Source organism: Pseudomonas sp. NFACC13-1 (assembly GCF_900104425.1).
In the GTDB taxonomy this organism is placed as follows: Bacteria; Pseudomonadota; Gammaproteobacteria; order Pseudomonadales; family Pseudomonadaceae; genus Aquipseudomonas; species Aquipseudomonas fluorescens_AA.
This window is the reverse complement of the sequence record NZ_FMXV01000001.1, coordinates 408464-420600: the sequence shown is the minus strand read 5'-3', so window position 1 is coordinate 420600 and position 12137 is coordinate 408464. Positions and strand designations below refer to the sequence as shown.

Here is a 12137-nt window from a genome sequence, read left to right as displayed (position 1 = left end):
CACCCATGACGGCAGACCGTTTTGTCCATCATGACGTTCCGATCCGCAACACAGGAATAAGACCTTGATGAAAAACGTCGGTTTTGCCGCCGCTCACTGGGGCATGCTCATTTGGGCAATGCTGATCGCCTCGTCGTTCTTTGCCGCGGCCCAGGTCAGCCAGACGATCGACCCGATCCTGCTCACGGGCCTGCGCCTGCTGTTTTCCGCGCTGATGTTCCTGCCGCCGCTGCTCCTGAAAAACACCTCGCCCATTTCCATCAGGGGCCTGCTGGCCCACGCTGTGCTCGGCCTGCTGTTGGCGACTTATTTTGGTTCGTTGTTCGAAGCGCTGCGCTACACCTCGGCGGTCAACACCGCGACGCTGTACACGCTGGTACCCTTGATGACCTTGTTTTTCGAGGTATTCCTGCTGCCCAGTCCCAGCCTCAAGACCCGTCTGCTGCCCATGTTGGTGGCGGCAGTCGGCGCCGTGTTGCTGACGCTCAAGGGCTCGGCCCCGGGGCAAATGCCGGCGCTCTATCCGGTGCTGGTGTTCGGTGCCGGTTGCCTGGCGATGGCGTTGTATTCGCCGCTGAGCCAACGCTTCAAGGCAACAGCGTTGCAGGGCCGCGATCCGGTGGCGATGACGTTCTGGAACATGCTGTTCGGTTCGCTGTTCCTGCTGGTGTTCTGCCTGGCCAGCGGCGGGTGGCGCAGCGGCCTGCAGTTGTCGACGCTGGACATCGGCTGGCTGGTGTACCTGGCCTTGTTCGGCACCCTCGCCACGTTCTGGCTGCTGCACCGGGCAATCGGGGTGATCTCACCCTCCACGGTGATTTCCTACGTTTACCTCAACACCCTGTTCGTCACCCTGCTGAATTGGTTCTGGCTCAGGCAGCAACCGATGATGATCGAGATCATCGGCGCCGCGCTGGTGGGAGGCGGCATGCTGGCACTGGTGGTCAGCAGCCGTAACGCCAGAACCGTTACGGCTTGAGCCCCCTCAGTACGTCGATACCGGGCGAGGCGAAACCGGGCTCCAGCGCTCCAGTTCCCGCTCAAGGAAAGCGGCCACCGCCAACAACCGTTCCTCTTGCCAGTGAGGCCCGACAATCTGAATGCCGATGGGCATCCCGGTGGCCGGGTCGACGCCGGCGCGGATCACCACCGCGGGTGAGCCGCTGAGACTGAACGGGAACACGAAGGCATACTGATCGCGGTCCTCCAGGGACGCACCATGGCGGAACGCGACATCCGGGAAGACCGGACAGATGAACAGATCGTGCTGCTTGAAGAACTTCGCCAACTGATAGCGGAACGTATCGATCATGATCCAGTCGCGCTTGACTTCATCCACGCTCAATTCCACGGCCTCGCTCATGTCCAGCAACTGAGCGATCGCCGGGGTAAAACTGCGCTTGTTCATGGACTCGAACAAACGCCGCCAGCCGCGTCCGGCATCGGCGCCCGTGATGAACACCCGCCACAGGACATCGCAGGCTTCGTCGAGCATCGGCGGCGCGACCTCGCTGACCTGCTTCACCACGGGGCTCAAGCACCGCTCGACCTGCTGCAACACCTGGCTCACCGCCGCGCTGACGGGGGTTCGGCTCGACGCCGAGAACAGCGCGATACGCAGGTCGGCCAGGGGCTCGCTGGCGGCGAACGGCACATCGACGGTGTCTGGATCATGGCCGTCGGCACCGCTGATCAGCGGACCGAGCAGCGCCAGGTCATCGACATAGCGCCCCATCACGCCAAAGGCCGAGGTCAGGTGAAACAGCCCGGAACGGTCATTGGGAAACTGGCCGGTCAACGGCACCCGTCCCTGGGTCAGTTTCAGGCCGCAGATGCCATTGAAGTGCGCCGGGATCCGCACACTGCCGCAGGCATCGGACGCCAGCCCCGCGGGTGAACACCCGGCGGCGATGGCGGCCGCTTCACCGCCACTGCTGCCGCCCGCCGAGCGGAGCAGATCGTGGGGGTTGAGGGTGCGCCCGTAGATCAGGTTCTCGGTCTCGAAGGCCATGCACAGTTCCGGCACATTGCTGATGCCCAGAATGATCGCGCCGGCCTGCCGAAGTCGGGCGACAGCCGTCGCGTCCTCCTGGCTGACATCCCCCATCAGCTCCCCCACGCCGCGGGACATCTTGAATCCGCGAACATGGAGGACGTCTTTGACCGTGATGGGAATGCCATGCAGCGGACCGCTGATCTGGCCGATGCGCGCCATCTCGTCCGCCTCACGGGCCTGGCGCCGCAGGTCCTCGACCGGCGCCAGTTGGATCAACGCATTGATCTGCCGGTTACGCTCAGCGATGCGCTGCAAGTAGAACTCCAGCAACGTCACGCTGGTCAGCACGCCACGGCGCAGCAGGCCGGCCATTTCCCGCAACGTCAGCGTGTCGGGGTTGAACATACTCACGACGCCTCCTTGCTGCGCAACCACTTGTTGGGCAACTGATACATATTGCGCACCACCAGGGAAAACGCTTTCACCGCCAGGGCCGGACGTTGGTCGATGGCCTCCAGGGCCTCTTCGATCATCGCCAGCACATGCCGCAACGCTTCGGGTTCGATATTCAACGGCGGATAGAAGCGCAGCACCGGGCGTTCGGCCTTCTCGTTCATCGAATGCCCGGCATGCACGCCACGCTTGCCCAACTCCATGCTCATCAAGGCTTCATAGACCGAGCCACGCAGGCGCAGGCCTGTCATCAAGCCGACGCCCGGCACGTCTTCGACAATGTGCGGATAGCGCAGGGCCAACCGTTGCAGGCCGTGGCGCAACACACCGCCGTTGATCCGGGACAGCTCCACCAGGTTGTTTTGCTCGATGTAATCGATGGCTGCGAGCGCCGACGCGCATGCGACCGGATGTCCGCCGTTGGTGCGCGTGTCCGGCTCGATATCACTGAGCGGGTACTGGGTGGCCAGGCGCTGGCTGTACATGGCACAGGCAAACGAGGTGTAGCCGCCGGTCAAGCCCTTGGAGAGGATCATGATGTCGGGTACCACGTCATCGTATTGCACGGCGAACCATTTGCCGCAGCGACCGAAACCGGTCTGGATTTCGTCGGCCACCAACAGGGTGCCAGTGGCGTCGCACAGGGCCCGGATGTTGGCCATGTAGCCCACCGGCGGCACCTGCAAATGAGCCCCGCCCAGAATCGGCTCGACGTACACCGCGCACACGCCCTCGCCCACGGCCTTCTGCAACGCGGCGAAATCACCGTAGGGCACGCAGGTCACTTCGGGAGGATCGATACCATAGCTGCCATGGTTCTGCTGCTGGCCCAGAATGCTCATCGCCGCCAGGGTCTTGCCGTGGTAGGAGCCGCTCATCACCACGATGCCACGCCGTTGAGGCTGGATCCGCAGCACATAGCGCAGGCTCTGCTCGACGGCCTCGGCGCCCGAGACCATGAATTGCACGTCGCCCCACTCCCCCGGCACCAACTGGCACAGTCGCTCGGACAAGGTGTCCTGCAGCGGATGGCGCCGGCCTTCCGGCACCCAGGCCAGTTGATTCAATTGCGCCTGCACCCGCTCACGCACCATCGGGTTGCGATGCCCGACGATAAACACCCCGTAGCTGCACGCGCAGTCGATGAAGCGCTTGCCGGTGTGGTCGGTGACGTGGATGCCATCGGTCTGCTGTTCGACAGTGGTCTTGCCAAGGCGATACAGCTTGGCCGCCGACGCACTCCAGTGGCGCTGGCAATCGTCCAGCAATTGTTCATGCGGCCTGAGTAAGGACATGGCTTAACGTCTCCTTGATGATGAGTGCGGCACGTTGGATCTGCTCGGGGCGTGCAGTGATCGGGCAGCGCAAAATCACTTCGCGGCCACGGGGCGTACTGACATAGACCCCCCGCTGATAAAGCGCCTCGCATAGAACGGCCGGTTGCAGGTCGTCGGCCAGCGGCAAGCTGACCCAGGCGCCGACGGCCACAGCCCCCAATGACGCCAGGGCTTGTGCCAGGTACTGGCCGTTTTCCTGGCAATGCCGGGGCGAGTCGTGGGCCTGCACGTAATCCAGCGCGGCCAGGGCTGCCACGCAGGCCATGGGATTACCGGCAGTGGTGCTGCCGTGTTTGGCCGGGCTGCTGCGCCCATAGACCTGCCAGGCCATCTGTTCGCTGCAGGTGTAGGTGCCGATGGGAATCGCATTGCCGCCCAGGGGCCCGCCGAGTACAACGATGTCCGGAATCGGACGATAACGCTGGAAGCCGAACAGCGAACCCAGGCTGCCAAGGCAACTGTGGGTATCGACCGCGATGACCGGGGCCGACGCCTTTGCCGCGCGAGCATGCAATTGCTCGATCAAATCGGCATCGATCAACTGCAACCGGCCGTTTGCATCCGTGCGGGTATTGCTGTGGCACACCGCGAAACAATCATTCCAGTCCACCGTGTCCAGGTCAGCCAGGTGACGGATCGCCACTCGCTTGAACCCCAGGAACGCCTGGACACCCAGGTCACCTTGCGCGGCATTGAGGCAGCGCCCGTACGTCAGCGAGCCGTAGTCGCCGCCCTGGATGAACACGATGGTGTTGCCCTTGGGCTTGAGCCCTTTGCACAACTTCAAGGCGCCCTCGAACGCTTCGTCGCCGGAGCTGCACACATAGGAGCTGGCCAGCGGGGCGGGCAGCAGCTCGGCCAGGCGTCGGCACAAGGCAATCAGCGGTTCGGACATCAGCACCCGATTGGACAGGCCCATGATCTCTGCCTGGCGGGTGACCGCCTCGATCACGGGCGGCACCTGGAAGCCAAACCCGCCGGTCAGGTCAATGATCTGCCGACCCTCGCCGTCGAGGTAGGTCTCGTACTGCCCGCCGATAATCTGTTTGTTGTTTTTCATGAATGCTCTCAGCGATAGCTCAAGGCGTTGAAAATGCGCCGACGCTCGTCGACGATGGTTTCCCGACCGTGCATGACCCGACGGTTATCGATCATCACCATGTCGTGGTCACGCCAGCCAACCGGGTAGGTGTATTGGGCGGAAACCTCAGCGATTTCAGCCAGGAACCCGGCAGGGATCGGCTGCCCGGCCACCGTGTCGATGACCGGCGCCTCGTAATTGAAGGAAGGCCCCAGAATGCTGTTGGCAAAGGCCGGACGCCGGCTGAAGGGGGACGTCAGGATCGCCGACGTGCTGAAGGCGTAATGGATCGAGTCATCGGCCGGGTTGAAGGAAATCAGGGTTTGCGGGTCGTCACCGATGATCTGCAACAGATCCTCGATCGCGACGGCCGCCGGATCCGACAACGTCGGCGAGTAATGACAGACCAGCCGGCGCCATTTCTCCCCCGCCACGGTGCGGCTGTAGCGAATCGGGTTTTCTTCAAAGAACGTGCGGCAGCCCGGTGACAGTTTCTCCAGCACCCGTTCGCCGTCACACAGGGTGGTTTGCGAGCCCTTGCGCGGCGCTTCCTGGCAATAGAACCAGGTCATGTCCGGCCAGAACGGCGAGTTGCCATTTTCGCAGTGCAGGCCAACCGCCTGGCGCCCGGCGTCCACCAATTGCGCCGCGCCACCGACCATGACCCGGGCTGGGTCCAGGCTCAACCGCGAACTGTTTTGCTTCACGTAGGCACTGAAATCCTCGGCGTTGTGAATACAGTTGCGAAACAGTACGACACCGTAATGCCCCAGCAGCTCATACAACTCAGCCTTGCCCAGGCTGGCGAAGTGGCGCGACTCAACGATGGAGACGTCCGGGTTCTCAAAGTGAAAGGCAGGTGTGCTCATTGGATGCATTCCTTTGCAGCGTGGAAAAAGTCGTAGCGATATCGGCGCGTTTCGGCCGTCCCGTAACGGTGTAGAGTTGCTCGAGCAACGGATCGTCCTGGGTCAACAACCAGAGCCGGTTCGGGCGCTCGATGTCGGAAAAGCGCCCCGCCGACCAGGCGAGCAGTTCATCGCGCGCCGGTGTCGACTCGACGCACAGCAACGCCACCAGACCGTGCTGCTCATCGAAGAACACCGCTGCGTCGCTCACGCCGGGGTATTTGCGATACTCCAGTTCAACCTGCTCGGGGCTGACGTTGCGGCCATTGGGCAGGCAGATCACATTCTTCTTGCGCCCGTGCACATAGAGGTAGCCATCGGCATCCAGCGCGCCCAGGTCACCGGTGTCCATCCAGCCGTCGTCCGACATGGAGCAGGCACTCGGGTCCGTGCCTGAGTAACCGCTGAACAGCGAGCTGCTCTTGACCTCGATGGTCTGGTCGGCGCCGATGCGCACCTGGACATGGGGCAACGGCTTGCCAACGCTGCCGAGACGCTGCTGTTCGAAGGTGTTCACACTGACCACCGACGCGTTCTCCGAAAGCCCGTAGCCCTGATACACCTCGATGCCTTGCTCAGCCAGGCCGCGCAGGGCATCGATACTCACCGCCGCGCCGCCGCAGGTGATATGCGCGCCCGATTGCAGGTAACGCGCCAACCGCTCGCCCTGCTCGCCCCCTTCGTTCAATTGCTCCAGGAAACGGTTGATCATGACCGGCGGCACCGTCAGGGCCGTTGGCTGGACTCGCAGGATCCAGTCGACCAGCCGCTGTGCCGACGCCCCTGGCTCGCCGAGCAACGGTTCGTCCGGCGGCAGGAAATGCACGGTACCGCCCGCCAGCAGTGGCAGGTATGCGGCGGTGACTTGCTCAAGCAGCAGACTCAGGGGCACCAGCGACAGGTAACGGCGATGAGCACCGACCGGCATGCTCTGGCGCAGCGAGGCGAGCACCGTGCCAACCGCCTGGCTGCTCAGGCGCACACCCTTTGGCCGACTGGTGGTGCCCGAGGTGTGAATGATCTTGCAGATCCAGTCACCCTCGCCGTCCGGCATCCGCAGCAAAGGCTGTTCGATCACCGGCTCGTTGAGGCGGCGCAGGCGACTGTCGGCAAAATTCAGCTTCCAGCGCTGCGCCAGCGTTCGCTGCCCTGCCGCATCCACCAGAAATCCATCGCAACGTGATGCCAGGTGTTCGGCCTGGGATTGGCTGAACGCCAGCGGCAGCGGCAGCGCGGTGATCCCGGCGAACAGACAGGCCAGGTCGGCGACCAGCCAATCGCTGCTGTTGCGCGTCGCGATCCCTAACACCACGCGATCGCCATAGGCCGGCTCAGGAAAACGTCGCTGCAGTTCGGCTGCCAGGTTCAGGGCTCGGTGCTCCAGCTCGCCGTAGGTCAGCGTCACCGATTCCTTGCCTGATTCCAACCAGTCCACCGCACAGACGGCCTGGCGATTGTCTTGCAACGCCTGTTGTAGCTGAGTGATAAACCCGCCGCTCATGGCTGCGCCCTCGCCATGACATCGCCGGGCAGTTGAGTGAATGAAGTATTGAGCGTCATGGCGGCGAAACGTGAACGTTGCGGGTCGACCCGGATGAAACCGGTGACGGGCAACTTGGCGTAATAGCTTCCCCAATTCTTGCCGCCGTCGTCGGCCAGGCGCGTTGGGTCTGCGGTCAGCAGGGGCTCGAAATCGATCTGGCAACTTTCCATCATTTGCCGTACGCGAGGTGTCACGGTGCACAACAGGTAATGCCCGCCCATGCACCAGGCCAACAACGGAATCATATTGACCAGAATCATTCCGGCCGTCAGGTGATGGGAGACCAGGTTGCCGATTTCGACAATGTTCGAGCGCTCGATGGTTTTCTCGAAACGCTGAGACAAAATCTCGTCGATGGGTTGCGTCAGGTATTGCTCGGAAAACAGTATCCGGTGATCGGCAAAAGTAATACCGGCGCAGGCAAGAATACGATCCGCCGGATCCTGAGTAACCGCAAAGTACTGCGGATTCGGTTCAACCGAGGCCGAATAAGAACTGCGAAATTTATCCCTTACAACTTCTGTGGCTTGCACCCATAAAGGCGTCTTAGTTTCTGCGACACGTATTTGCATATCGTCCTCCTCCGTCCATGTACAGGATTTCTACAAAAAGCGAGGCGAGCATATTGGGGAAATTTCCTACAGGCCATTTAAAAAATAAATTGCTTCCGCTAATATATAAATAAACGTTCCTGTCATAAAAGCCGGGGATGCTAGCCAACGGAATGCGCCAAAGAAGGATCTTATGCTCAATAGTAATATGCTTAGAAAGCTGGATATGCAGGACTTGATGGTGTTTGTCGCGGTGTACGAGCAGAGCAGCGTCACCGAGGTGTCCGAAGCCCTGTGTGTCAGCCAGTCAACCGTAAGCTATTGCCTGAAGAAGCTACGTACGAGCTTCGAAGATGAACTTTTTGTTAATACCCGTAGTGGCATGTTGCCGACAAGCAAAGCCACAGCCATGTACCCTCACATACTTAGTATCCTCAAGATAATAAACACATGTCACTCTGGTATTCCGGCATTCGATCCGACCCAGAAAGAGATAACCTTCAATGTCTGCGCACCGGAATACTTTGAACTCCTCATTCTGCCCAAACTGGTCAAGCGCTTTATTGGCAGCCGCTTCCCGGTCATCATTAATATCACCAAGTTCCACAGGGATATTCCGGCTGATGAGTTGATGGAGGGGCGCTTCGATCTGGTTATTTGTTTCGGCCCGAACTTCCATCGCGGCGTCAAGGGACTGCGCTCGCAAGTACTACTGGAAGATGAACTGGTTTGTGTAGTCGATAAGAACTTCACATTGCCGGAAGAGGCGTTCAGCCTGGAAACGTTCGTCGCCTGCCAGCATGTTTTTCCGACACCTTGGACATCCGACACCAACATGATCGATGGATGGCTCGCCCGGCAAGGCTATAACCGCCAGATTGTCGCTCGAGCCAACAGCTACGTAGCGGCATTGAACATGATCGCCGGCACCGACTTCATCCTGACCCTGCCTCGACGCATTCAAGCGCTGACCTGCGACGAGAACACGTTCAGCCATCGTCGCCCGCCGGCAGGTCTGCCGAACTTCACGCTGAACATGATGTGGAGCGAAAAACCGAGCCAGGACAGCGCCAACAGCTGGTTTCGCGAACAGATCATCAAGGTTTGTGCCGAGGACGGCCTGCTTTAATCCGCCGAGAACCGCTCGAATCGTCGAGCGGTTCAGGTTATGACTTTTCATCGGGCAAAAAAAAATCCGGAAATCCTCACTTTCGTGGGCCTTCCAGACTTTTAAAACAGCTAAAAATGGTGGGTCGTGTGGGATTCGAACCTACGACCAATTGGTTAAAAGCCAACTGCTCTACCAACTGAGCTAACGACCCGCTGTGTGGTGGCGCGTATAATACTGATTTCTAAGGACTATTCAACACTTAATTTGAAATAAATCAAAAATAACGGGTTGGATCGCTCACACCCGCTGCGGCGAAGCCTTCCGCACGCAGGCGGCAACTGTCGCATTTGCCGCAAGCGCGACCCTGATCGTCGGCCTGATAGCAGGAAACGGTGAGCCCGTAGTCCACGCCAAGCTTCACGCCTGCCTTGACGATGTCGGCCTTGCTGAGATTCTGCAGCGGCGCCTGGATGCGAAAACCCTGCCCTTCCACGCCGGCCTTGGTCGCCAGGTTGGCCATGCGCTCGAACGCTTCGACGAACTCCGGGCGGCAATCCGGGTAGCCGGAATAATCCACGGCATTGACGCCAATGAAAATGTCACGGGCGCCCAGCACTTCGGCCCACCCCAACGCCAGGGACAGGAACACCGTGTTACGCGCAGGCACATAGGTCACCGGAATGCCCTCGCTGGGCGCCTCGGGCACGTCGATGGAACTGTCGGTCAGGGCCGAGCCACCGATGCCGTTGAGGTTCAGGCCGATCACCTTGTGTTCCACCACGCCCAAGTCCCGGGCAACCCGTTCCGCGGCGTGCAACTCTGCGCGGTGGCGCTGGCCATAGTCGAAACTCATGGTGTAGCAGCGGTAGCCTTCGGCACGGGCCATGGCCACGACCGTGGCCGAATCCAGGCCCCCGGACAACAGGATGACCGCACGTTTTTCAGTCATGTTCGAATGTTCAGTCATCTCAGCGCCCCGGCTCGTCGTTCCAAAGATATTTATGCAGCTGCAGTTGCAGGCGCACCGGCAAGTTATCCGCCACCACCCAATCCGCCAGATCCCGCGCGCTCAAATCGTGATGACTCGGCGACAACAACACTTCGCCGGCTCGCTGTTCGAGCCCGTACTGGATCAACTTGGACACGGCCCAGTCGTAATCCTCCCGCGAACAGATCACGAACTTGACCTGATCGTTGGGCGTCAGCAGTTCGATATTCTCATAGCGGTTGCGGTGCGCTTCCTTGGAGCCTGGGGTTTTCAGGTCCACGACGCGGCTGACGCGCGGGTCGACGGCCGAGATATCCAAGGCGCCGCTGGTTTCCAGCGAAACCTCGTAACCGGCATCACACAACTGCTTGAGCAAGGGGATGGCGTTGGGTTGCGCCAAGGGCTCGCCGCCCGTGACACAGACATAACGCGGACGATAACTGGCCACTTGCTCCAGGATATCGTCGAGGGTTCGCACGGTGCCGCCACTGAAGGCGTAGGCGCTGTCACAGTATTGGCAACGCAACGGACAACCGGTGAGGCGCACGAATACCGTGGGCAGCCCAGCCGTTCGCGTTTCACCCTGCAACGAGTAAAAAACTTCGGTGATTCTCAATGTGTCTTGCATAGTCGCCACGGGCGTAACAGCTAAACAGGCTGTCCGCCTCCGTCAGGCACTTCAAGGAACCCCGCCAACGCGCAGATCCCAAAAAGCGTGTTTCATAAAAAGGGCGTGAATTCTAACGAAAAAACCCGCGACAGGCGCGGGTTTCTTCAAAACAGGTCAAACCGGCTTACATGCGTTGCAGATCACGCTGGGCCAACTGAGCCGCGGATGTACCCGGATATTGGGCCACCACCTGCTGCAGAATGCCTTTCACCTTGTCGGCGTGACCGAGACGGCGCTCCACGTCAGCCAGCTTGTACAGCGAATCCGGCACCTTGGCGTGCTTGGGATACAGTTGCGAAACCTTGGCGAACGCCTGGCCGGCACCTTGCAGGTCGCCCTTGGCCAGGTTCACTTCGCCCAGCCAGTATTGGGCATTGCCCGCGTACTGGCTGTTCGGGTATTTGCGCAGGAAAGCGGCAAAGGCCTGGCTGGCCTTGTCGAAATCCTTGGCCTTGATCAGGTCGAAGGCAGCATCGTAGTAGAGCTTTTCCTTCGCCGGATCAGCCGGCTCGCCGCCGGCGGCAGGCGCTGCTGGAGCCGCTGCCCCCGCGCCTGCGGCTGCACCGGGGGCATTCAAGTCGCCACCGGCTGGAGAATTCTCAGGAGTCGCGGCAGGTGCAACGCCGGATCCTATGCGCCGATCAAGATCCTGGTATCGCTCCAGGTTTTCCTGCTTCATGCGCGAAATATCATTTTGCAGTTCTTCGATCACACCCTGTTGGCGCGAGATCTGATCCTGCATTTGCTGCAGTTGGTTGAACAGCTGGCCCTGTGCCGAGACAGGGGCCGAAACCCCTCCCCCGGCATAGGCGCCGTTCGTACCGTAACCTGCAGGCGGATAACTGCTCCCGCTATTGTTATAGCCGGCATCGTTATCGACCACAGGAACCGCAGCCCACGCCGCAAGCGGCGCGAGGCTGAGAGCCAGAACAGTTACAGCACGACGGCACGTTCGCATGACGAATTACTTACGCAGTTCGACGCGACGGTTTTGAGCCCAGGACTGCTCGTCGTTGCCGGTGGCAACTGGACGCTCTTCGCCGTAGGAAACCAGTTCCAGCTGAGCTGGGGAAACACCTTGCAGTACCAGGTAGCGCTGAACGGCTTTCGCACGACGCTCGCCCAGTGCCATGTTGTACTCACGAGTACCACGTTCGTCGGTGTTGCCTTCCAGAACAACGCGAGCGCCGTTCGCTTTCAGGTCCTTGGCGTGAACGTCCAGAGCGCGCATGGCTTCTGGCTTCAGGTCCGAGCTGTCGTATTCGAAGTAGAAGGTGGTGATTGCGCGCAGAGCAGCTTCTTCGCTCAGGGAGCCGTCAACGGCACCAGTGTTAGCGCCGTAACCAGCGTTTGGATCAACAGCGCCTTCACCGGCATTGTCGCCGCCTTTGGACGAGCAACCTACAGCTACAGCCATGGCCAGAGCCAGCGCAGCAAATTTACCAAACTTCAGCATTTCCATCGTGAAACTCCTAATGAACCCCAGTGTGTTAAGTAAA

Annotated in this window: 12 protein-coding genes and 1 tRNA gene; 2 read left to right on the top strand and 11 right to left on the bottom strand. The window is 60.5% G+C overall.

Going from position 1 to position 12137, the window contains the following annotated elements:
- Positions 1 to 67 precede the first annotated feature (67 nt).
- Positions 68 to 979 (top strand): DMT family transporter, encoded by a 912-nt coding sequence (locus BLQ55_RS01940; protein WP_092201491.1) that lies wholly within the window; start codon positions 68 to 70, stop codon positions 977 to 979.
- A 6-nt stretch (positions 980 to 985) separates the two neighbouring features.
- Here the strand turns inward: BLQ55_RS01940 and BLQ55_RS01935 are convergent, their stop codons facing one another.
- The 6 genes from BLQ55_RS01935 to BLQ55_RS01910 are packed head-to-tail and all read right to left on the bottom strand — an operon-like array spanning position 986 to position 7890.
- On the bottom strand, positions 986 to 2401 hold the full coding sequence (locus BLQ55_RS01935) for an amidase (RefSeq protein WP_092252022.1): 1416 nt from the start codon (positions 2399 to 2401) through the stop codon (positions 986 to 988).
- Between the two features lie 2 nt (positions 2402 to 2403).
- Positions 2404 to 3744: an aspartate aminotransferase family protein gene (locus BLQ55_RS01930; RefSeq protein ID WP_092252020.1), complete on the bottom strand. Its 1341-nt coding sequence runs from the start codon at positions 3742 to 3744 to the stop codon at positions 2404 to 2406.
- Positions 3722 to 4846: an aminotransferase class III-fold pyridoxal phosphate-dependent enzyme gene (locus BLQ55_RS01925; protein WP_092252018.1), complete on the bottom strand. Its 1125-nt coding sequence runs from the start codon at positions 4844 to 4846 to the stop codon at positions 3722 to 3724. Before BLQ55_RS01925 ends, BLQ55_RS01930 begins: the two co-directional genes overlap by 23 nt.
- An 8-nt stretch (positions 4847 to 4854) precedes the next feature.
- Positions 4855 to 5736 (bottom strand): TauD/TfdA family dioxygenase, encoded by an 882-nt coding sequence (locus tag BLQ55_RS01920; protein ID WP_092201484.1) that lies wholly within the window; start codon positions 5734 to 5736, stop codon positions 4855 to 4857.
- Complete coding sequence (locus tag BLQ55_RS01915; protein ID WP_092252016.1) at positions 5711 to 7276, bottom strand: AMP-binding protein; 1566 nt, start codon at positions 7274 to 7276, stop codon at positions 5711 to 5713. The genes BLQ55_RS01920 and BLQ55_RS01915 overlap by 26 nt, the downstream gene beginning before the upstream one ends.
- On the bottom strand, positions 7273 to 7890 hold the full coding sequence (locus tag BLQ55_RS01910) for a thermostable hemolysin (RefSeq protein WP_060740904.1): 618 nt from the start codon (positions 7888 to 7890) through the stop codon (positions 7273 to 7275). The genes BLQ55_RS01915 and BLQ55_RS01910 overlap by 4 nt, the downstream gene beginning before the upstream one ends.
- A gap of 172 nt (positions 7891 to 8062) precedes the next feature.
- Between BLQ55_RS01910 and BLQ55_RS01905 the strand changes: the two genes are divergently transcribed.
- Positions 8063 to 8998 carry a LysR family transcriptional regulator gene (locus tag BLQ55_RS01905; protein ID WP_092201480.1) on the top strand — a complete coding sequence of 312 codons (936 nt, stop codon included), beginning with the start codon at positions 8063 to 8065 and terminating at the stop codon, positions 8996 to 8998.
- Between the two features lie 117 nt (positions 8999 to 9115).
- Here BLQ55_RS01905 and BLQ55_RS01900 read toward each other — a convergent pair.
- From BLQ55_RS01900 to pal, 5 genes are all read right to left on the bottom strand, one after another.
- Positions 9116 to 9191 (bottom strand) — tRNA-Lys (locus BLQ55_RS01900).
- A 63-nt stretch (positions 9192 to 9254) separates the two neighbouring features.
- The gene (queC, locus tag BLQ55_RS01895) at positions 9255 to 9929 is read right to left on the bottom strand and encodes a 7-cyano-7-deazaguanine synthase QueC (protein WP_176814170.1); all 675 of its coding nucleotides are present in this window, start codon (positions 9927 to 9929) and stop codon (positions 9255 to 9257) included.
- Positions 9930 to 9948: 19 nt separating this feature from the next.
- Entirely contained in the window at positions 9949 to 10596 is a 648-nt protein-coding gene (gene queE / locus BLQ55_RS01890) for a 7-carboxy-7-deazaguanine synthase QueE (protein ID WP_092201476.1), read from the bottom strand.
- Positions 10597 to 10762: 166 nt separating this feature from the next.
- The gene (gene ybgF, locus BLQ55_RS01885) at positions 10763 to 11596 is read right to left on the bottom strand and encodes a tol-pal system protein YbgF (protein ID WP_092201474.1); all 834 of its coding nucleotides are present in this window, start codon (positions 11594 to 11596) and stop codon (positions 10763 to 10765) included.
- A gap of 6 nt (positions 11597 to 11602) precedes the next feature.
- The gene (gene pal / locus BLQ55_RS01880; RefSeq protein ID WP_003178634.1) at positions 11603 to 12100 is read right to left on the bottom strand and encodes a peptidoglycan-associated lipoprotein Pal; all 498 of its coding nucleotides are present in this window, start codon (positions 12098 to 12100) and stop codon (positions 11603 to 11605) included.
- Positions 12101 to 12137: the final 37 nt, after the last annotated feature.